At 61.7% G+C, this 21,735-nt stretch carries 16 protein-coding genes and 4 tRNA genes; 2 read left to right on the top strand and 18 right to left on the bottom strand.

Annotated features, from left to right (window positions below; translation table 11 throughout):
• Positions 1-128: 128 nt before the first annotated feature.
• From J3P95_RS09405 to leuC, 7 genes are all read right to left on the bottom strand, one after another.
• Complete coding sequence (locus J3P95_RS09405) at positions 129-2,723, bottom strand: FimV/HubP family polar landmark protein (RefSeq protein ID WP_434562390.1); 2,595 nt, start codon at positions 2,721-2,723, stop codon at positions 129-131.
• 210 nt (positions 2,724-2,933) lie between these two features.
• On the bottom strand, positions 2,934-3,944 hold the full coding sequence (locus J3P95_RS09400) for an aspartate-semialdehyde dehydrogenase (RefSeq protein WP_434562388.1): 1,011 nt from the start codon (positions 3,942-3,944) through the stop codon (positions 2,934-2,936).
• Between the two features lie 143 nt (positions 3,945-4,087).
• Positions 4,088-5,200, bottom strand: coding sequence for an aspartate-semialdehyde dehydrogenase (gene asd / locus J3P95_RS09395; RefSeq protein WP_434562386.1), 1,113 nt, complete (start codon positions 5,198-5,200; stop codon positions 4,088-4,090).
• Positions 5,201-5,254: 54 nt separating this feature from the next.
• Complete coding sequence (gene leuB, locus J3P95_RS09390; RefSeq protein WP_434562384.1) at positions 5,255-6,337, bottom strand: 3-isopropylmalate dehydrogenase; 1,083 nt, start codon at positions 6,335-6,337, stop codon at positions 5,255-5,257.
• A gap of 54 nt (positions 6,338-6,391) precedes the next feature.
• Positions 6,392-7,156, bottom strand: a complete 765-nt coding sequence (locus J3P95_RS09385) for a class I SAM-dependent methyltransferase (RefSeq protein WP_434562382.1) — start codon at positions 7,154-7,156, stop codon at positions 6,392-6,394.
• 51 nt (positions 7,157-7,207) lie between these two features.
• Positions 7,208-7,852, bottom strand: coding sequence for a 3-isopropylmalate dehydratase small subunit (gene leuD, locus J3P95_RS09380; RefSeq protein WP_212799752.1), 645 nt, complete (start codon positions 7,850-7,852; stop codon positions 7,208-7,210).
• An 11-nt stretch (positions 7,853-7,863) separates the two neighbouring features.
• Positions 7,864-9,282, bottom strand: coding sequence for a 3-isopropylmalate dehydratase large subunit (gene leuC / locus J3P95_RS09375; protein WP_434562380.1), 1,419 nt, complete (start codon positions 9,280-9,282; stop codon positions 7,864-7,866).
• Between the two features lie 157 nt (positions 9,283-9,439).
• Between leuC and J3P95_RS09370 the strand changes: the two genes are divergently transcribed.
• Both J3P95_RS09370 and J3P95_RS09365 read left to right on the top strand, forming a co-directional pair.
• Positions 9,440-10,330, top strand: a complete 891-nt coding sequence (locus J3P95_RS09370; protein ID WP_434577699.1) for a LysR family transcriptional regulator — start codon at positions 9,440-9,442, stop codon at positions 10,328-10,330.
• Between the two features lie 67 nt (positions 10,331-10,397).
• Positions 10,398-13,676, top strand: coding sequence for a PAS domain S-box protein (locus J3P95_RS09365; protein ID WP_434562376.1), 3,279 nt, complete (start codon positions 10,398-10,400; stop codon positions 13,674-13,676).
• A gap of 74 nt (positions 13,677-13,750) precedes the next feature.
• On the opposite strand, the gene J3P95_RS09360 is transcribed toward J3P95_RS09365, so the two are convergent.
• The 11 genes from J3P95_RS09360 to uvrB all read right to left on the bottom strand — a co-directional run bounded on the left by J3P95_RS09360 (position 13,751) and on the right by uvrB (position 21,725).
• Positions 13,751-14,203 carry an Hsp20 family protein gene (locus J3P95_RS09360; RefSeq protein ID WP_434577701.1) on the bottom strand — a complete coding sequence of 151 codons (453 nt, stop codon included), beginning with the start codon at positions 14,201-14,203 and terminating at the stop codon, positions 13,751-13,753.
• 119 nt (positions 14,204-14,322) lie between these two features.
• Complete coding sequence (locus tag J3P95_RS09355) at positions 14,323-15,282, bottom strand: tRNA dihydrouridine synthase (RefSeq protein WP_434577702.1); 960 nt, start codon at positions 15,280-15,282, stop codon at positions 14,323-14,325.
• Positions 15,283-15,346: 64 nt separating this feature from the next.
• Complete coding sequence (locus J3P95_RS09350; protein WP_434577704.1) at positions 15,347-15,781, bottom strand: acyl-CoA thioesterase; 435 nt, start codon at positions 15,779-15,781, stop codon at positions 15,347-15,349.
• 44 nt (positions 15,782-15,825) lie between these two features.
• Positions 15,826-16,659 carry an alpha/beta fold hydrolase gene (locus J3P95_RS09345; protein WP_434577706.1) on the bottom strand — a complete coding sequence of 278 codons (834 nt, stop codon included), beginning with the start codon at positions 16,657-16,659 and terminating at the stop codon, positions 15,826-15,828.
• Positions 16,660-16,686: 27 nt separating this feature from the next.
• Positions 16,687-17,226: a TetR/AcrR family transcriptional regulator gene (locus tag J3P95_RS09340; RefSeq protein WP_434562366.1), complete on the bottom strand. Its 540-nt coding sequence runs from the start codon at positions 17,224-17,226 to the stop codon at positions 16,687-16,689.
• A gap of 179 nt (positions 17,227-17,405) precedes the next feature.
• Positions 17,406-17,481: transfer RNA gene (locus tag J3P95_RS09335), tRNA-Glu, on the bottom strand.
• 76 nt (positions 17,482-17,557) lie between these two features.
• Positions 17,558-17,633, bottom strand: a tRNA-Ala gene (locus tag J3P95_RS09330).
• A gap of 52 nt (positions 17,634-17,685) precedes the next feature.
• Positions 17,686-17,761, bottom strand: a tRNA-Glu gene (locus J3P95_RS09325).
• 79 nt (positions 17,762-17,840) lie between these two features.
• Positions 17,841-17,916 (bottom strand) — tRNA-Ala (locus tag J3P95_RS09320).
• Positions 17,917-18,062: 146 nt separating this feature from the next.
• Complete coding sequence (gene gltX, locus J3P95_RS09315; protein ID WP_434577708.1) at positions 18,063-19,544, bottom strand: glutamate--tRNA ligase; 1,482 nt, start codon at positions 19,542-19,544, stop codon at positions 18,063-18,065.
• 165 nt (positions 19,545-19,709) lie between these two features.
• Positions 19,710-21,725 (bottom strand): excinuclease ABC subunit UvrB, encoded by a 2,016-nt coding sequence (uvrB, locus tag J3P95_RS09310; RefSeq protein ID WP_434577710.1) that lies wholly within the window; start codon positions 21,723-21,725, stop codon positions 19,710-19,712.
• Between the last annotated feature and the right edge of the window lie 10 nt (positions 21,726-21,735).

Raw genomic sequence — 21,735 nt, 5'->3', positions numbered from 1 at the left:
CGCAAAGGCGGGCATTATAAGCCCGGAGCGACGGGATGCCAGTGCAACCGCTGGTCCTTCGCCACGATGAATCGCACGCAAACAAAAACGGCAGCCTCATCGGCTGCCGTTGCTGGTCTACCGCTGGCTCACGCCAGGCGCGAGAGCATTTCCTGCGCTTCACTCTTCTGCGTGGCATCGCCTTCGTTGAGGACTTCGCCAAGGATATCCCGGGCGCCATCGTCGTCGCCCATGTCGATATAAGCCTGGGCCAGGTCGAGCTTGGTTGCCACTTCGTTGGTGCCGCTGAGGAAGTCGAAGTCTTCCGGTTCATCGCCAGCACTCGCCAAGGCGTCTTCGGCGGTGAAGGTTGGCTGGCTCAGGCTGTCGGACAGGCGATCCAACTCGGCGTTGACATCATCCAACTCCGACTCGAAAGCATCTTTCGGCCGGTCCTGGGCGTCCATTTCGTCGGCCAGGGACAGATCGAAATCCGCTGGCAGCTCAAGATCGTCGGACGGGGTGTCATCCAGGGCAGGCGTGTCGGCAACTGGCGTGTCCAAGCCCTTGAGATCGTCGTCCAGGTCCAGCAGGAAGTCTTCATCAGCCAAGGCTGGCGCCGGAGCATCGGCGCCCAGGTCCAGGTCGAAGTCCGACAGATCGTCGAGGCTTTCGTTAGCCTGATTGGCTTCGGTCTGCTGCTTGAGCAGCGCCTCGAAGTCCAAGTCGTCGTCGGCTGGAAATGCGTCCAGCTCGACAGCAGGCTCCGACACCGCAGGTGTCGGTGTCTCCAGATCGTCCAGGCTCAAGTCAAAGGCACTGTCGAGTTCTTCATTGGTCGCTGGCGTGTCTTCCAGCAGCGACTTGACGTATTGAGCATCCAGCTCGGCGGCGACTGCCGCAGCGGCCAAGCCTGCGCCGGCGGCAACCGCCATGGCCGGGAAACGGCTCTTGAGCTGTTCAACCTGGGCGTAGTTCTCGCCGTTGGCAACCAGTTGGCGCTCCTGGGCGACAAAGGCATCGCGGTCGCCTTGCTGGCCATAGACTTCCATCAATTTCAGCCGCAGGTCGCTGCGCTGGGGCTCGGCCTTGATGCCTTGCTCCAGCAGGTCAGCGGCCTGGTTCAAGCGACCGCGGTCGATGTGAGACTGGGCTTGGGGCAACACATCGTCATCGGAAGGCTCCGCGGCCGGTGCCACCAACGGTGCGGCGATTGGTGGCGTGACGATTACCGGCGCAACCAACGGAGCGGGCTTGGGTACGGGCGCCGGGGCTGGCTTGGGCTCGAGCTTTACGCTTGGCGGTGGAACGTCAATGCCCTCGAAGCTGCTCGGGGGCAGATCGAGCTCCGGGGAGAAGTCGGCCTCCTCCTCGAGGGCTCGGGCCATGCGCAGATGTTTCTCTGCTTCCTGCTGGGCCTTGCGGCGACGGGCGAGCAACAACAGCAGGAGCAAGAGGACCAACGCGCCACCGCCGATCAGCCCCAACAGGATCGGATTGGTCAGCAGGTCGTTGTACTTTTTCTCATCGGAAGCAGCAGGTGTCGGCTCGACCGGAGTGGCCGGCGGAGTCGCCTCTGGGGCGGCTTCGGGTGCTGGCGTTGCTGTCGGCGCTTGTGCCGACGGCCCAGGGGTCAACTCTGCCGACATCGTCGGAGTCGACTCGCCGGCCGGAGGAACCGCGACGCCCTCGCCCTGCATCTTGGCCAGTTGATTGTTCTTCAGCTCGATCAGGCGCTGCAGCTTGTCCAGCTGGCTTTGCAGATCGGCCATGCGGCTTTTCAGTTCTTCATTGTCGCGGCGGGCCGAATCGAGGCTCTCCTGCGTCACCGCAAGCTTGTCGCTCAGAACCTGGGCATCGCCAGCGGCCCCTTTGCCCTTGTTGCCGGCCTTCGCCGACTCGGCGGAAACCAGGCTCAGGTTATCGCGATCGGCCGCCTGGGCTGGGGCGCCTTCATTAGCGCCACGCTTGGTGGCATCCAACTGCTGTCGACCGTTACCTGCCACGCCCCGACGCCCTTGGCGCCAGGCGGCATTCTGCGCGGCCACTTCAGCGATGGCCTGGGGTTGTGGCAACGCGGTGCTTTGCACTGGGTCCGGCAGGCGCAGGACTTGGCCGGTCTTGAGCAGATTGATGTTGCCGTTGATGAATGCGTTCGGATTCAGCGCTTGAATCGCCAGCATGGTCTGCTGCACGGACCCGCCATTGCGCACCTTGGCGGCGATTTCCCACAGGGTGTCGCGCGGCGTGGTGGTGTATTGGGAGGGCTTGGTGGCGCCGGTGACTGGCGAAGAGACCACTTGGGACGGCTTGGCCCGGGCGGCATCGGCGGCCTGCGGCGAGAATTTGGACGGATCGATCAGCACACTGTAGTCGCGCAGCAAACGGCCATTGGGCCACATTACTTGAACGAGGAACTTGACCATGGGCTCGGTCATTGGCCGGCTGGACGTCACCCGCAGGACGCTCTTGCCGTTGGCGTTGATCACCGGGGTGAAGCTCAGGTCATTGAGAAACGCCTGGCGATCGATGCCGGCCTTGGCGAATTCTTCGGCCGGAGCCAGGCTTGGCACGACTTCGGCGGCCGTCAGCTGCTGGACATCGAGCAACTCGATCTCAGCCACAAGAGGTTGGTTCGGCGGCGACTTCAGGGTCAATTCCCCGAGCCCGAGCGCTTGCGCCATACCGGAGGACAGCGCCGAGGCGGCCGCTATTGCTAACACCAGTTTGCGAACTTGAACCATAGCCTCTTCCTTTGTTTGAACATTCCTCGGCCAGCGAGAAGGTGTTGATGCCGCTGCCGTAAGGCATTGCGCGCAGCCCCGAAGCGACGGCGCGCGCGATCGTTTCACTCATGCCCAGGAGAAGTCCCTGGGAGGGAGGTTCGCCTTCAGCATTCTGACCAAGCATAGCGCCCAGCTAGAACCATTCGACAAATTGTTGCCAAGTATCTTTTACAGCAGGTCTTTTATCAACAACTCAGCCACCTGCACCGCATTGAGCGCCGCCCCCTTGCGCACGTTATCTGACGTCAGCCACATATTTAGTTCCGCCGGGTCGTCGATACCGGCGCGCACGCGTCCGATATAAACCACGTCCTGCCCCACCGCATCCCCCACCGGGGTCGGGTAATCGCCTGCGTCTACCAGCTCGACGCCAGGGGCCGCTTCCAGAGCTGCGTTGATCTTCGCCAGGTCAACGGCACGGGCAGACTGCACGGTCACGCTAAAGCTATCGCCAAAAAACACCGGGGCTTGAATGCAAGTGACGGAAATCTTTAGCAAAGGTTGCTCCAACACCTGGCGCAACTCGCCCACCAGGCGCTTTTCCAGCGATGTGTGACCCTGTTCGTCGGGAGCACCGACCTGGGCCAGCAGGTTGAATGCCATCTGCCGGTCGAAAAATTTCGGCTCAAGTGGGCGAGCGTTGAGTAACTCGGCGGTCTGGCGCGCCAGCTCGCTCACCGCCGCGCGCCCTTGGGCGGACACGGCGAGGCTGGCGGTCAGGCTGATGCGTTCCATCTTCAGGCATTCGCGCAGCGGCGCCAATGCAACGGCCAACACCGTCGCCGAGGCGCTGGGGCTGCTGACCTGGATCGGCTTGCGCAGGCCAGCCAGCTTCTTCGGGTTGGCCTCCGGCACAATCTGCGGCGCCTGTTCTGGCGGCAACGCGCCGGACAGGTCTATCAGGGCACAACCGGCAGCCGTGGCACGCGGGGCAAAACTCAGGGTGACCGCCGGTCCGGCCGCGAAGAACGCCAGCTGGACTTTGCTGAAATCAAATTCATCGACCTCACGTACCCGCACGTTTTTGCCGCGAAACATCACCGAGCTTCCCGCCGATTCGCTGCTGGCCAGCAGGTGCAGGGTGCCAACCGGGAAATCCCGCTCTTCGAGAATCTGGACTAGGGTTTCGCCGACAGTACCGGTGGCGCCGATCACGGCAATATCAAAGGACTGGCTCATGGGTCTACCTCAGGTAACACGTGGGGAGCGGCACTTTACCGGGTGGCTGGCGGGCAAGCAATTGAGCGCAGGAAAACCGCTGCCGGCCCATAAAAAAACCCGCACCTCTCACAAGGCGCGGGTTCTTTCACGGCAGCAACCGATCAACGTTCGAGCAGGATCCGCAACATGCGACGCAACGGCTCGGCCGCGCCCCACAACAGTTGATCGCCAACGGTGAAGGCACCGACGAATTGCGACCCCATGTTCAGTTTGCGCAGACGCCCCACCGGCACGTTCAGGGTGCCGGTGACCTTGGTCGGGCTCAGCTCCTGCATGCTGGTTTCGCGATTGTTCGGCACCAGCTTGACCCAAGGGTTGTGCTGGCTGATCAGGCCTTCGATGTCGGCAATCGGCACGTCTTTGTTCAGCTTGATGGTCAGCGCCTGGCTGTGGCAACGCATGGCGCCGATGCGCACGCAGATGCCGTCCACCGGGATCGGGCTCTTGAAGCGACCGAGGATCTTGTTGGTTTCGGCCTGGGCCTTCCACTCTTCACGGCTCTGGCCGTTAGGCAGTTCCTTGTCGATCCAGGGGATCAGGCTGCCGGCCAGCGGTACGCCGAAATTCTCGGTCGGGTAGGCATCGCTGCGCATCGCCTCGGCGACCTTGCGGTCGATATCGAGGATGGCGCTGGCCGGGTTCGCCAGCTCATCGGCAACGGCGCCGTGAGTCACGCCCATTTGCTTGATCAGCTCTCGCATGTGCTGCGCGCCGCCACCGGACGCCGCTTGGTAGGTCATGGCGCTCATCCATTCCACCAGGCCGGCTTCGAACAGGCCGCCGAGGCCCATCAGCATCAGGCTGACGGTGCAGTTGCCGCCGATGTAGTTCCTGGTGCCCGCATCCAGCTGCTGGTCGATGACCTTGCGGTTGACCGGGTCGAGGATGATCACCGCGTCGTCCTGCATGCGCAGGCTGGAAGCGGCGTCGATCCAGTAACCCTGCCAGCCGGCTTCACGCAGCTTGGGGAACACTTCGCTGGTGTAGTCGCCGCCCTGGCAGGTCAGGATCACGTCGAGGGTCTTGAGCTCTTCGATGCTGTAGGCATCCTTGAGCACACCGGTGTCCTTGCCCACGGACGGGCCCTGGCCACCAACGTTGGAGGTGGTGAAAAACACCGGCTCAATGAGATCGAAATCCTGCTCTTCCAGCATTCGCTGCATGAGCACGGAACCGACCATGCCGCGCCAACCGATCAGACCTACACGTTTCATCGCAACTACACCTATACAAAAGTGGGCCACCGTCGAAGCGGTGGGCCCGAAAGATTACAGATTCCGCAGCGCGGCGACTACTGCATCGCCCATTTGCTGCGTACCGACTTTGGTACAACCCTGCGACCAGATATCACCTGTGCGCAAGCCCTGGTCCAGGACCACGCTGACGGCTTTTTCGATCGCGTCGGCGGCATCGTTCAAACTGAAGCTGTAGCGCAGCATCATCGACACCGACAGGATGGTCGCCAACGGGTTGGCGATGCCCTGCCCGGCGATGTCCGGCGCCGAACCATGGCACGGCTCGTACATGCCCTTGTTGTTGGCGTCCAGGGAGGCCGACGGCAGCATGCCGATGGAACCGGTAAGCATCGACGCTTCGTCGGACAGGATGTCGCCGAACAGGTTGTCGGTGACGATCACATCGAACTGCTTCGGCGCGCGCACCAGTTGCATGGCGGCGTTGTCGACGTACATGTGGCTCAGTTCGACATCCGGGTAATCCTTGGCCACCTGCTCGACCACTTCGCGCCACAGTTGGCTGGAAGCCAGCACATTGGCCTTGTCCACCGAGCAGAGCTTCTTGCCACGCACGCGAGCCATGTCGAAGCCAACCCGGGCGATGCGGCGGATTTCGCTTTCGCTGTACGGGAGGGTGTCGTAGGCCTGGCGCTCGCCGTTGTCCAGCTCACGGGTGCCACGCGGGGCGCCGAAGTAGATACCGCCGGTCAGCTCGCGGACGATTAGGATGTCCAGGCCCGAGACGATTTCCGGCTTCAGGCTCGAGGCATCGGCCAGTTGCGGGTAAAGGATCGCCGGCCGCAAATTGCCGAACAGGCCCAGTTGCGCACGAATCTTCAGCAGGCCGCGCTCAGGGCGGATGTCACGTTCGATCTTGTCCCATTTCGGGCCGCCCACGGCGCCCAGCAGCACGGCATCGGCAGCACGGGCACGGTCCAGGGTTTCGTCGGCCAGCGGCACACCGTGCTTGTCGATGGCCGCGCCGCCGATCACGTCGTGGCTGAGTTCGAAGCCCAGGCCGTACTTATCGTTCGCCAGCTCCAGGACCTTGACCGCCTCGGCCATGATTTCCGGGCCAATGCCATCACCTGGGAGAATCAGAATCTGCTTGCTCATGCTTTCCTCATTTGCTCTGTCGGGACACGCCTCTGGGCATGGCCGGAAAAAATGTTATCGCTCGGCCCACAGCACCAGCACATCCGTACTGAACGAACCATCGGCCTCAATCTGAAAATATTCACGCACTTCATCGCCCATCGAGCGCTGCAACTCAAGAATCGCCGCTCGCATCACTTCCGGAGTGCGCATGCGCTCGACCCACGATGGGTACTCCAGGCGCAAGCGCTGACGGGAGGTGCTACGGGTGTGCAGCCCCGCCTCGCTGACCTGGCGCAACCACTCGGCGGCCGAATAGTCGCGCACATGGCTGGTGTCGCGCAGCACTTCGACGCTTTGCAAGTAGGTATCGAACAGCGGCGTGCCCGGCGACAGGATGTCGATGAACGCCATCACCCCACCCGGCTTGAGCACCCGACGAACTTCCCGCAGCGCCAGGCCCAGGTCGCTCCAATGATGCGCTGAATAGCGGCTGAAGACGAAATCGAACTCGCCGGCGGCAAACGGCAAGCGCTCGGCGGCGCCACGTACCGTGCTGATATTGCCCAGGTCACGCTCCGCTGCCGCCGTGGCGACTACGTCGAGCATTTGCTGGGACAAATCATAAGCCACCACTTCACCGGCCAGCGGCGCCACGTGGAAACTCACATGGCCGGCGCCGCAGCCCAGATCCAGCACGCGGGCATCGCCGCGACCGGCCAACGCCGCCTGTAGCAGTGCGAATTCAGCACCCTGGGCGTGCACGGCACTGCTCAGATAGGCCGAGGCCTGTTCACCGAATTGCTTTTGTACAACCTGACTGTGGGCGGCGCTGGTCATGGGATGTCCTTATGGTTTCGTGTCGCTGGCGTCTTTACTCGTTACGCAAGATCAAGCATCGCGAAACAACCAAGGTTGGCTCGCCCGGTGCTTGGCCTCGAACGTGGCAATCGCCTCGCCGTCCTGCAAGGTCAGGCCGATGTCATCCAGGCCGTTGAGCAGGCAATGCTTGCGGAACGCGTCGATCTCGAAACCCAGCACCTTGCCGTCGGGACGGGTCACGGTCTGGGCGGCCAGGTCGACCTGTAGTTGATAGCCCGGATTGGCCTCGACCTGCTGGAACAGTTCATCCACGTCAGCGTCGCTGAGGATGATCGGCAGCAAGCCGTTCTTGAAGCTGTTGTTGAAGAAAATGTCGGCATAGCTCGGCGCGATGATGCTGCGAAAACCGTATTCTTCCAGGGCCCATGGCGCGTGCTCGCGGCTCGAACCGCAGCCGAAATTCTCGCGAGCCAGCAACACGCTGGCGCCTTGATAACGCTCGGCGTTGAGCACGAAATCCTTGTTCAACGGCCGCTTGGAGTTGTCCTGGTACGGCTGGCCGACATCCAGGTAGCGCCATTCGTCAAACAGGTTCGGACCGAAGCCGGTGCGCTTGATCGACTTCAGGAATTGCTTGGGGATGATCTGGTCGGTGTCGACGTTGGCACGATCCAAAGGCGCGACAAGACCGGTGTGCTGGGTAAAAGCTTTCATGCTGCGCTCCTTCAGATCAATTCGCGGACGTCGACGAAACGGCCGTTGACGGCCGCCGCCGCGGCCATCGCCGGGCTCACCAGGTGCGTGCGGCCACCGGCGCCTTGACGGCCTTCGAAGTTTCGGTTGGACGTCGAGGCGCAATGCTCGCCCGACTCCAGGCGATCCGGGTTCATCGCCAGGCACATCGAGCATCCCGGCTCGCGCCATTCGAAACCGGCCTCGAGGAAAATCTTGTCCAGCCCTTCCGCTTCGGCCTGGGCTTTCACCAGGCCGGAGCCCGGCACGACGATGGCCTGCTTGATGGTCGAGGCGACCTTGCGGCCCTTGGCGATCACCGCAGCGGCGCGCAGGTCTTCGATCCGCGAGTTGGTGCAAGAGCCGATGAACACGCGGTCCAGCTGAATGTCGGTGATCGCCTGGTTGGCGCTCAACCCCATGTATTTCAACGCACGGACGATGGAGTCACGCTTGACCAGGTCCATTTCCTTGGCCGGATCCGGTACGTTCTGGTCCACCGCCAAGACCATTTCCGGCGAAGTGCCCCAGCTGACTTGTGGCTTGATCTGCGTGGCGTCGAGCTCGACCACGGTATCGAACTGGGCATCGGCATCGGAGACCAAGTCTTTCCAGGCCTTGACAGCCATATCCCATTCCGCGCCTTTTGGCGAGAACGGACGGCCCTTGACGTATTCCACGGTTTTTTCATCGGCGGCCACCAGGCCCACGCGAGCACCGGCCTCGATGGACATGTTGCAGATGGTCATCCGGCCTTCCACCGACAAGTCACGGATCGCGCTGCCGGCGAACTCGATGGCGTGGCCATTGCCGCCGGCGGTGCCGATCTTGCCGATCACGGCCAGGACGATGTCCTTGGCGGTCACGCCGAACGGCAGCTTGCCCTCGACGCGCACCAGCATGTTTTTCATTTTCTTGGCGACCAGGCACTGGGTGGCGAGCACGTGCTCGACTTCGGAAGTACCGATGCCATGGGCCAGCGCACCGAAGGCACCGTGAGTCGAGGTATGCGAGTCGCCGCAGACCACGGTCATGCCCGGCAAGGTCGCGCCCTGCTCCGGGCCGATCACGTGGACGATGCCCTGGCGCACGTCGTTCATCTTGAATTCGACAATGCCGTATTCGTCGCAGTTGTCGTCGAGGGTCTGGACCTGCAGGCGCGAGACCTGGTCGGCAATGGCCTCGATGCCGCCCTTGCGCTCCGGGGTGGTCGGTACGTTGTGGTCCGGGGTGGCGATGTTGGCATCGATACGCCAAGGCTTGCGCCCGGCCAGGCGCAGGCCTTCGAAAGCTTGCGGCGAGGTCACTTCGTGAATGATGTGACGATCGATGTAGATCAGCGCCGAGCCATCGTCGCGCTGCTTGACCAAATGCGAATCCCAGAGCTTGTCGTAGAGCGTTTTGCCGGCCATCAGACGGTTTCCTCATCAGCTTGTTTCTATGCCCTGGGTCCTGAGCGGATCAATAACCCCTTGGCTTGTGAGGCTGATGGTAAGAGGCTACATTAAATAACTCAAATTCATATTTTTCATGCTTTGCATAACTAACTGGAATCCGACCAGAAACGCCATGGACCTTGCCAATCTCAATGCCTTTATTGCCATCGCCGAAACCGGCAGTTTCTCCGGCGCTGGCGAGCGCCTGCACCTGACCCAGCCGGCCATCAGCAAGCGCATCGCCGGGCTGGAACAGCAACTCAAGGTGCGCCTGTTCGACCGGCTGGGTCGGGAAGTCGGCCTGACCGAAGCCGGTCGGGCCCTGCTGCCACGGGCCTATCAGATCCTCAACGTGCTGGACGACACCCGCCGGGCCCTGACCAACCTGACCGGCGAAGTGACCGGCCGCCTGACGCTCGCCACCAGCCACCACATCGGCTTGCATCGACTGCCGCCGTTATTAAGGGAGTTCACCCGACGCTACCCACAGGTCGCGCTGGATATTCAGTTCCTGGACTCGGAAGTGGCCTACGAGGAAATCCTCCATGGTCGGGCGGAGCTGGCGGTCATCACCCTCGCCCCCGAACCTCACTCATTGGTGCGAGCGACGACGGTGTGGGACGACCCGCTGGATTTCGTGGTGGCGCCGGAACACGCATTGCTGGAAAACCGCGCGGTGAGCCTGGCGGACATCGCCCTGCATCCGGCGGTTTTCCCGGGCGGCAACACGTTCACCCATCACATTGTGCAACGACTGTTCGAAGCCCAGGGCCTGACACCGAACATCGCGATGAGCACGAATTACCTGGAAACCATAAAAATGATGGTCTCCATCGGCCTGGCCTGGAGCGTTTTGCCGCGCACCATGCTCGATGAACAGGTGGCGCGCGTGCCTTTGCCGGGCATACAGCTCAGTCGCCAGCTAGGCTATATCTTGCACACCGAACGGACGCTGTCGAACGCTGCACGGGCTTTCATGGCTCTATTGGATGCACAAGTCGATCTGCCAGGGACAAGGGCATAAGTTGTGCTACTCCTATAGGGCCGCGCCGCCTGTGCCTAACGCCCCACCTGCCAAGGCCCGCTAGAGAATGCCCAAACCCGCCGACCACCTCCCGCCCCTGCCACGCATCCAGGCCCTGGACCCGAAACGGTCCGAGCAAAGCTGGGACAGCGCGCCACAACTGCTGGCGGCCTTGAACGGTGCGCGCCTGGGGGCCTGGTCTTGGGACATCGATACCGGACAGATCAGTTGGTCGCGAGGCACCCAGGCGCTGTTCGGCTTCGATCCGCGCCAACCGTTACCAGCGGACGTTGACTACCTCGATCTGCTCTTGCCCGAAGACCGCGCCAAGGCCATGCGCGCCTTTCACGCGGCGGTGGCCGGTGCGCCACTGGAACAGGCGATGCATCACCGCATCGTCTGGCCCGATGGCAGCCTGCACTGGCTGGAAATCAGTGGCAGCGTGCTGCCCGACAAGCACGGCCGCCCGCGCATGATCGGCGTGATCCGTGAAATCACCCACCAGCGCGAACGAGAACAGGCGTTGCGCAGCTCGGAAAAACGCTTCGCCACGCTGTTTCATCTTTGCCCGAACATGGTCCTGCTGACCCGCCAGGAAGACGGGCTGATCAGCGAAGCCAACCAGTATTTCGAAAGCCTGTTCGGCTGGCCGGTGCATGATGTGATTGGCCGTACGACCCTGGAACTGGGCTTGTGGGTCGACCCCAGGCAACGGGCGAAGCTGGTGGAAGCGACCAAGGCCAAGGGCGAACTGGTGAGCATGGAGGTGGAGTTTCGGGCCAGCAACGGCCAGGTTCACAACGGCATTCTCAGCGCCCAGAAAGTCGAGCTCGAAGGCCAGCCATATCTGCTGAGCACCTTTCTCGACACCACCGAACGCAAGCTCGCCGAACAGGCCCTGAAGGACAGCCAGGAACGCCTGGACCTGGCCCTTGACTCGGCGCAATTGGGCACCTGGGACTGGCACATCCCCAGCGGCATGCTCTACGGCTCGGCGCGGGCCGCGCAGCTTCATGGCCTGGAGCCCATGGCATTTCATGAATCGTTCGATGCGTTTTTCGAGGGCGTGCCCACCGAAGAACGCAACAACATGCGCAACGCCTACCGCAGCCTGCGGGAAGGCCCGGCGGGCAACTATCAATTGACCTACCGCGTGCAGTTGCCGGACGGCAGCTCCCGCTATCTGGAGAGCCGCGCCCGCCTCTACCGCAACGACGACGGCAGCCCCTTGCGCATGGCCGGCACCCTGCTGGACATCACCGACCAGGTAGAGCGCGAACAGAGCCTGGCGGCCTCGGAGGAGAAGTTCGCCACCCTGTTCCAGGTCAGTCCCGACCCGATCTGCGTCACGCACCAGGACGACGGCAGGTTCCTGGAAATCAACTCCAGTTTCACCCAGACCTTTGGTTGGGCGGCCAATGATGTGCTCGGCCGTAGCGCCGAGGAGATCGGCCTGTGGGACGCCTCGGGCAGCAGCCTGCAACGCATCGAACGGGTGATCCGCGAGCAGTCGCTGAGCAACGTCGCCATGGTGGTCCATCACAAGAATGGGCAGCCGTTGACCTGTGTCATTTCCAGCCGACAGATCAACGTCGGCAACCAGCCCTGCATTGTCACCACCCTTCGGGACATTACCCAACAGCAACGCTCCGAAGCGGCGCTCAAGGCCAGCGAAGAGAAGTTCGCCAAGGCGTTCCACTCCAGCCCCGACGCCATCACCATCACCGAACTCGAAAGCGGCCGGTACCTGGAGGTCAACGACGGCTTCTGTCGCCTGACCGGCTACCGCGCCGACGAGGTGATTGGCCACACGGTCTATGAAGTCGGCATCTGGGCCGAGGAAAAACAGCGCGCGGCGTTGCTGGCTGAATTGCAGCTCAAGGGCCGCGTCCTGCATCAGGAAATGCTTGGACGCAACAAACGCGGGGAAACCCTTACGGTGGAAGTGTCGGTCGAGCCCATCACGCTCAACGAGACCGCATGCCTGTTGCTGACTGCCCGGGACGTAAGCCTGCTGCGTAACGCCGAAGCGCAGATCCGCCACCTGGCCTACCACGATCCGCTGACCAATCTGCCCAACCGGGCGCTGCTGCTGGATCGGTTGAGCCAGCAGATCGCCTTGCTCAAGCGCCATAACTTGCGCGGGGCCCTGCTGTTCCTCGACCTGGATCACTTCAAGCACATTAACGATTCGCTCGGTCATCCGGTCGGCGACACGGTGTTGAAAATCATCACCGCGCGCCTCGAAGCCAGCGTCCGCCTCGAGGACACCGTGGCGCGGCTGGGCGGTGATGAATTCGTCGTGCTGCTCAGCGGCCTGGAAGGTACGCGCGGCGCGGTCACCCAGCAGGTCCAGACCCTCGCCGATACCCTGCGTGAATTGCTCTCGGAACCCATGTTTCTCGACGGCCAACGGCTGCAAGTGACCCCGAGCATCGGCATGGCGTTGATTCCGGACCACGGCTCCACGCCTACCGACCTGCTCAAGCGCGCCGACATTGCCCTGTACCGCGCCAAGGACTCGGGCCGCAACACCTCGCAGATGTTCCACGCCACGATGCAAAAAGCCGCCAGCGAGCGGCTGCGCATGGAAACCGACCTGCGCCAGGCCCTGGCCCGTAACGAGTTCAGCGTGCATTTCCAACCGCAGGTCGACGCCCGCGACAACCGCATCGTTGGCGCCGAGGCCCTGGTGCGCTGGCATCACCCAGACCTGGGCGCGCAATCGCCCAACGAATTCATCAAGGTATTGGAGGACAGCGGCTTGATCCTGGAGGTAGGGACCTGGATCCTCGACGAAGCCTGCGACGGTTTCAAACAGCTGATCGCCAAGGGCAAGGTCGACCCGCAACGGTTCAAGCTGTGCGTGAACATCAGCCCTCGTCAGTTCCGCCAGAGCGACTTTGTCGAACGCATCGAAAACAGCCTCACCAGCCACGGCCTGCCCTATTGCATGCTGAAACTGGAAATCACCGAAGGCATCGTGATCCAAAACCTGGACGACACCATCGGCAAGATGCGCCGCCTCAAGAAAATGGGCGTGAGCTTCGCCATGGACGATTTCGGCACCGGTTATTCATCGTTGACCTATCTCAAGCGGCTGCCGGTGGACACGCTAAAAATCGACCAGTCCTTTGTACGCGATGCCACCAGCGACCCCAACGACGCCGAAATCATCCGCGCCATCGTCGCCATGGCCCGCAGCCTGAACCTGGAAATGATCGCCGAAGGGGTGGAGACGCTGGAGCAATTGCAGTTTTTGCAGGGGCTTGAATGCCATTTGTACCAAGGTTACCTGCACAGCCGACCGTTGCCGCTGGAGGCGTTCGAGCGGTTGTTGCCGTAGGTGTTGTCGCAAGCTTTTGTGGCATCCACAACAAAGAAGGGCGCCATTCGGCGCCCTTCTTCAACTGCGATGCATCAGTTTTCCAGTGCAGGTTTCTGCTGCGCACCGTTGATAGGAATGCGCTTGGCTTTCGCCTCTTCCGGTACCACGCGCAACAGGTCGATGCTCAACAGGCCGTTGCTCAAACCCGCAGACTTGATCTCGATATGATCCGCCAACCGGAAGGACAGCTTGAACGCACGCTGGGCGATGCCCTGGTGCAGGAAGGTCACGCTGTCGTTGCTGGCCTCGCGCTTGCCGCCGCTGATGGTCAGCACACCTTTTTCCACTTGCAGCTCGAGGTCCTCTTCGCGGAACCCGGCGGCGGCGACCACGATGCGGTATTCGTCATCGCCATGTTTTTCCACGTTGTAGGGTGGATAGCTGCTGCCTGGTTCGTTACGCAGCGCGGTTTCGAACAGGTCGTTGAAACGGTCGAAGCCCACCGAGGAACGGAACAGAGGGGCCAAGGAAAATGCAGTACTCATGATTCAAATCTCCTGAAAGTTCAGCAAGTTTTTTTGTCTCCGCGACCCGAATTCGGCATCGCGTAACCCTTATCTAGGGACCGCCAAAAACTTTTCAAGAGCTTTTTCTGAAATTTTTTTCAGGCCGCTTCGGTGCGTTTCACACCCAGCAAATGCCCCACTGCGTCCAGATCGGTTTCCCGGCGCAGGGCGGTAAATAGCTCAACCGCCTCGGGGTAATTGCGGGTCAGCATCGCCAGCCATTGCTTCAATCGACCGGGCGCCTGGCGTGGCGTCAGTTGTTCGACCACTTGCATCCAGAAGTCCTGGAGCATCGGTTGCAGTTCGGCCCAGGACATCTCGACCACTTCCTCACCGGCCCGGGCAGCGGCGATCTGCCGGGCCAGGTCGGGACGGGAAACGAGGCCGCGTCCGAGCATGATGTCTTCCACGCCACTGATTTCGCGGCAACGGCGCCAGTCTTCCACGCTCCAGATATCACCATTGGCGAACACCGGTACCTTGACCACTTCCTGGACGCGGGGGATCCACTCCCAATGCGCCGGGGGCTTGTAGCCATCGATCTTGGTCCGCGCATGCACGACGATGTGTGCCGCACCGCCTTCGGCCAGCGCCGTGGCGCAGACCAGCGCGCCGTCCGGGCTGTCGAAACCCAGGCGCATCTTGGCGGTGACGGGGATATGCCCGGGGACGGCACGACGTACATGCTCGACGATTTGGTTGAGCAGCTCCGGCTCCTTGAGCAGCACCGCACCGCCTCGGGATTTATTCACGGTCTTGGCCGGACAGCCAAAATTCAAGTCGATTACTTCAGAGCCCAGCTCGCAGGCCAGGGCGGCATTTTCCGCCAGGCACACCGGGTCGGAACCCAATAGCTGCACCCGCAGCGGTACGCCTGCCGCCGTTCGAGCGCCGGTCAACAATTCCGGGGCGAGCTTATGAAAGTAATCCGGTGTGAGCAGGCGGTCGTTGATACGGATGAACTCGGTGACGCACCAATCGATTCCGCCAACACGGGTCAGGACGTCCCGCAGGATGTTGTCGACCAACCCCTCCATGGGCGCCAGGGCAATTTGCATGAAAAACACACTCAACGAAAAAACGTGCGGCAGTTTAGCGGATTTCGCTTACCAAATCGGTAATTCAACAAGGGACAAGCGCGGGGCCATAGCCTTCGATGAACTCCGGCGGCATGCGCTTGGGGCGGCCGGTAGAGAGTTCGATGCAAACAAAAGTAGTCTGGGCGCGCAACAACGTCGCGTTATCACTGGGGCGGACCAGCTGGAAACGCCGAGACATTTTCAGCCGCTGGTCCCAATCGACGATCCAGGTCGCCAACTGCAACTCGTCGCCCTCGTAGGCCGCCGCCAGGTAATCGATTTCATGCCGCACCACCGCCATGGCCCGGTCCAGCCGCCGGTATTCCACCAAATCCAGGCCCAGGCGCTGGGAATGGCGCCAGGCGCAGCGTTCCAGCCAAGTGACGTACACCGCGTTATTGGCGTGGCCCAGCCCATCGATGTCTTCGGCACTCACTTGAAGATCAATGATGAACGGCGTTGCCCGATCCCAGCCCATGCCCGTCTCCTGTCAAATATGGATCGGGGCAGTGTAACGGAAGCTCAGGCCGATTGCCGCGCCTGCAGGCTGCGCCCGGCCAACAGTGATAACACACCATCAATGACACGGGGATCGGCCAGCACTCGCTGATGCCCACCCTGGGGCAAGCGCAGCAAGCGACTGTCGAACCAGGCTTCATGGATCAATTGCGACTCCTTGACCGAGACTGAGTTGTCGTCTTCGGCGTGGACAATCAACCCTGGAATATCCAGCTGGTATAGCGCCACATCCATCCTCGACGCCTGCATGCCCACGTCCTGTTCCACCTGGCGAATGAAGGCAGAACGTGCCCGGGGCGGCAAGCCCATCATCCGCGCGAATCCACGCAGGACGCCAAGAATACGCGCCGGCGCGGCGATGCTGACCAGCGTCTCGGTACGCAAGCCCAACTGCACTGCAAGCATGGCACTGGCGCCGCCCATGGAATGGCCGATCACCGCCTGCAACGGCGGCAGCTCGGCGGCGGCCTCAAGCATCGCCCTGGCGAACAGCAGGACATTGGCCTCGCGCCCCGGCGAACGTCCATGGGCCGGTCCATCCAGCGCCACCACGGTGTAGCCGGCGTCTACCAGCGCGGTGATCAGCGTCGCGAATTGAGTGGGCCGCCCTTCCCAGCCGTGCATCAGCAACACCGCCGGACCTTTGCCCCAGCGCAACGCAGACAGGCCGAAGCGCAAAGTGATGCGCTCGGACGAGGCCAGCAATGGCAGTTCCCAGTCCCGCGGTGGCAGGGCCCGAGGACTCATGAACACCTTGCGCATTTTTTTCGCTACCAGGCGCGGGGCTATCCGGCCAAGCGTGCCATTGACACCACGAATCCAGCTCAACCTGTCCATGCTCATCTCCAGGGCTTGCGCCTTAGCTCAGCGCACCGCCGACTTGGCAGCGCGCAGCAAACGATCCGATAACTCGCCCGGGCCCAACGCCCGGGCCAGGGCCAGGCCGCCGACCATCAAGGCGATGTCGGACAAAGCTTTGTCGGCTTCTTCCGGGCTGGCAGCCAATTGCGCGACCATCAGCTCGATGTGTTCATTGAGGACTTCACGAAACGCATCCGGCAGCCGCCCGAGCTCGCCGACCGACGCCGGGATCGGGCACGCTTGCTCGGTGGAATCGCGGTGCTTGCGCGACAGGTAGAACGCTGCAACCAACGCGCGCCGTTCCTCACCGGTCAGCTCGGCATCCATATCGGCGATCAAGCCACGGCGGCGACTGAGCAATTGCTTGAACGCCTCCAGCATCAAGGCATCCTTGCTTTCGAAATGGGCATAGAAACCACCCACCGTCAGCCCTGCCGCGCCCATCACCTCGCCCACGCTCGGCTCGGCCGGCCCGCGCTGGATCAGCGCATCGCTGGCGGCCTTGAGAATGCGTTCACGGGTTTGTGCCTTTTTATCGTTCATCGTTGCCTCCGAATATTACGATTGAAATATTATCCATGTAATAAATTTCTGCAAGCGGAATCTTTGACCGCTGGTCAGACATATTCGTTGAGGATGGGAAATTGGCTGAACGCCAGACAAACAAAAGGGCCATTCAAGAATTGAATGACCCTTATAAAATCCCGCAGAGCGGGTAATCGTGGCGTCCCCTAGGGGACTCGAACCCCTGTTACCGCCGTGAAAGGGCGGTGTCCTAGGCCACTAGACGAAGGGGACACAAACCTTCTGAACATGATCAGCGCTGAGGACTGATCGCTTCAAGGCCGGTGTGGCCAGACCTTGAAGTGTAAATTGGTGGAGCTAGACGGGATCGAACCGTCGACCTCTTGCATGCCATGCAAGCGCTCTCCCAGCTGAGCTATAGCCCCGGATTTTCGCCTCGCGGCGGAGCGACATCTTGCAACATCACTTCTGTAAAACTGGCGTCCCCTAGGGGACTCGAACCCCTGTTACCGCCGTGAAAGGGCGGTGTCCTAGGCCACTAGACGAAGGGGACGCAAACCCTTCTATACAACTGATCAACACTGAGTGCTGATCGCTTCAAGGCCGGTGTGGCCAGGCCTTGAAGTGTAAATTGGTGGAGCTAGACGGGATCGAACCGTCGACCTCTTGCATGCCATGCAAGCGCTCTCCCAGCTGAGCTATAGCCCCTCATCGCTGAGGACGGGGCGAATCTTAAGGGCGTATCGGAGAGCTGTCAAATTTATTTTCAAAGAAATTGAAAGTTTTTTGCCGGGATAACAATCACTTACCGACATACCCCGCAAAACCGGGGCATGTCCAGCCTCACCGACCGCTTAGGCGATCGCACCCAGCAGTTTTTCCCACTCCTTGTTCTCCTTCTTCGACACGCCACCGAGCAGATCGATGGCCTGGCGCAGGCGGAAACGCGTCAGGTCTGGCCCGAGGATTTCCATCGCGTCGAGCACCGAGACCGAGCTGGCCTGGCCGGTGATCGCAGCGAACATCAGCGGCATGGCATCGCGCAATTTCAATTCCAACGATTCGACCACGGCCTGGATGGTCGCGGTGATGCTGTCTTTCTCCCACTGCCGCAGGCTTTCGAGTTTCCACAGGATCAGTTGCATCAACTGGCGGACCTGATCGCCCGAGAGCTTCTTGGACTCGAACAGCTTCGCGTCCGGGGTCACGCCACCGGCGAAGAAAAAGCCGGCCAATGGCGCAATCTGGCTGAACGTCTCAACCCTGCCCTGCACATGAGGAGCGATCTTCATCATGTATTCAGGGTTGAACGCCCATTTCTGCACGCGAGCGGCGAACTCTTCCACCGGCAGGTCGCGCAGCCATTGGCCATTGAGCCAGGACAACTTCTCGACGTCGAAAATCGGCCCGCCCAGGGAGACGCGCGACAGGTCGAAATGTTCGACCATTTCCTGCAGCGAGAACTTCTCGCGCTCGTCCGGCATCGACCAGCCCATGCGCCCCAGGTAGTTGAGCATCGCCTCGGGCATGAAGCCCATGCGCTCGTAGAACGTCACCGAGGTCGGGTTCTTGCGCTTGGACAGCTTGCTCTTGTCCGGGTTACGCAGCAGCGGCATGTAGCACAGCTGCGGTTGCTCCCAGCCAAAGTACTCATAAAGCAGGATCAGTTTCGGCGCCGACGGCAGCCACTCTTCACCGCGCAAGACGTGGGTGATGCCCATCAGGTGATCGTCGACCACGTTGGCCAGGAAGTACGTCGGCAGGCCGTCGGTCTTCATCAGTACCTGCATGTCCATGCGATCCCATGGGATCTCGACATCGCCACGCAGCATGTCCGGCACCACGCAGACGCCTTCGCTCGGCACCTTCATGCGGATCACGTGAGGCTCGCCAGCGGCCAGGCGACGGTCGACTTCTTCCTTCGACAGCAGCAGCGCACGGCCGTCGTAGCGCGGGGTTTCACCGCGAGCCATTTGCTCGGCGCGCATCTGGTCCAGTTCTTCAGCGGTGCAGAAGCACGGGAAGGCGTGCCCCATGTCCACGAGTTGCTGGCAGTACTGCTGGTAGATCTCGCCACGTTCGCTCTGGCGATATGGACCGTGTGGACCGCCGACGTCCGGGCCTTCACTCCAGTCGATGCCGAGCCAGCGCAGGGCGTCGAAAATCTGCTTTTCGGACTCGCGGGTCGAACGCAACTGATCGGTGTCCTCGATCCGCAGGATGAACTCACCGCCGTGCTGCTTGGCAAAGCAATAGTTGAACAAGGCGATATAGGCGGTGCCGACATGGGGATCGCCAGTGGGCGACGGCGCGATGCGGGTACGGACGGTGGTCATGGCATGTCTCGGAAAGAATATAAAAGCGAAGATGAAACAGGGGGCGAATGGTAACAGGCGATGGCGGGCGGGCTCCAGTGAGAGCGGATATGAGTCGGTAACCGTCAAACCGGATGGCCCTGCCGCAAGCACGCTTGCGGCAGGGCCATCGAAGCCGTCGCCAACTCAGACAGTCAGCAAGCGCTCACGCAACTTGCCAATCTCATCGCGCAACTGCGCCGCCGCCTCGAACTCCAGGTCCCGGGCCAGTTGGTACATTTTTTCTTCCAGCTGCCGGATACGCTTGGCGATTTCGCCCGGTGAGCGCAGTTCGGCCTCGTAGCGCGCGCTTTCTTCGGCGGCCTTGGCCATGCCCTTGCGCTTCTTGCTGCGCGAGCCGGGCACGGTGGCGCCTTCCATGATATCGGCGACGTCCTTGAACACGCCCTTGGGCGTAATGCCGTTCGCGAGGTTGAAGGCGATCTGCTTGTCGCGGCGACGCTCGGTCTCGCCGATGGCCCGCTCCATGGAGCCGGTGATGCGATCGGCGTACAGAATTGCGCGACCGTTGAGGTTACGCGCGGCGCGACCGATGGTCTGGATCAACGAGCGCTCGGAACGCAGGAAACCCTCCTTGTCGGCATCGAGGATCGCCACCAGCGACACTTCCGGCATGTCCAAGCCTTCACGCAGCAGGTTGATGCCGACCAGCACGTCGAAAGTGCCCAGGCGCAGGTCGCGAATGATTTCGACCCGCTCCACCGTGTCGATGTCCGAGTGCAGGTAACGCACCCGCACGCCATGGTCGGCCAAGTAATCGGTGAGATCTTCGGACATGCGCTTGGTCAGCGTAGTAACCAGCACTCGCTCTTCCAGTGCCACGCGCTTGGTAATTTCCGAGAGCAGATCGTCGACCTGGGTCAGCGCCGGGCGCACTTCAATCTGCGGGTCGACCAGCCCGGTCGGCCGGACCAATTGCTCGATGACGCGGCCGGCATGCTCGGCTTCGTAGTTGCCGGGGGTGGCCGAGACGAAAATGGTCTGCGGGCTGACGCTTTCCCATTCGTCGAAGCGCATCGGCCGGTTATCCAGCGCCGACGGCAGGCGGAAACCGTATTCCACTAGGGTTTCCTTTCGCGAACGGTCGCCTTTGTACATCGCGCCGACCTGCGGCACGCTGACGTGGGATTCGTCGATGACCAACAAGGCATCGGCCGGCAGGTAGTCATACAACGTGGGCGGCGGCGCGCCCGCAGGACGGCCCGACAGGTAGCGCGAGTAGTTTTCGATACCGTTGCAGTAACCCAGTTCGAGGATCATTTCCAAGTCAAACCGGGTCCGCTGCTCCAGGCGCTGGGCTTCCACCAGCTTGTTGTTCGAACGCAGGTACTCCAGGCGCTCCTGCAACTCGACCTTGATCCCTTCGATAGCGTCCAGCAGGGTTTCGCGCGGTGTCACATAGTGGCTCTTGGGATAGAACGTGAAACGCGGCAGCTTGCGGATGACCTCGCCGGTCAGCGGGTCGAAGGCCGAGATGCTTTCCACCTCGTCATCGAACAGCTCGATGCGGATCGCTTCCAGGTCAGATTCCGCCGGGTAAATGTCGATCACGTCGCCGCGCACCCGAAACGTCGCCCGCGCGAAGTCCATGTCGTTGCGCGTGTATTGCAAGTCCGCCAGGCGACGCAGCAAGGCGCGCTGGTCGAGTTTGTCGCCGCGGTCCACGTGCAACACCATCTTCAGGTACGTTTCTGGACTGCCCAAGCCATAGATACACGACACCGTGGTGACAATGATCGCGTCCTTGCGCTCAAGCAACGCCTTGGTCGCCGATAGCCGCATCTGTTCGATGTGGTCGTTGATCGAGGCATCCTTCTCGATGAAGGTGTCCGAGGACGGCACGTAGGCCTCGGGCTGGTAGTAGTCGTAGTAGGAGACGAAATACTCCACCGCGTTATTCGGGAAAAATGCCTTGAACTCGCCATACAACTGCGCCGCCAGGGTCTTGTTCGGAGCGAGCACCAGGGTCGGGCGCTGCACCTGGGCGATCACGTTGGCAATACTGAACGTTTTGCCCGAGCCGGTCACACCCAGCAGCGTCTGGTGCGCCAGGCCGGCCTCGATGCCTTCGACCATCAGGCGGATGGCTTCCGGCTGATCGCCGGCCGGCTGGAATCGGGTAACTAGCTGGAATTCAGACATGACATAACCC

It is taken from the genome of Pseudomonas sp. Z5-35 (assembly GCF_051131945.1).
GTDB classification, from domain to species: domain Bacteria; phylum Pseudomonadota; class Gammaproteobacteria; order Pseudomonadales; family Pseudomonadaceae; genus Aquipseudomonas; species Aquipseudomonas marvdashtae.
The sequence above is the reverse complement of the archived record's forward strand: the minus strand, read 5'-3'. Positions and strand labels throughout refer to the sequence as shown.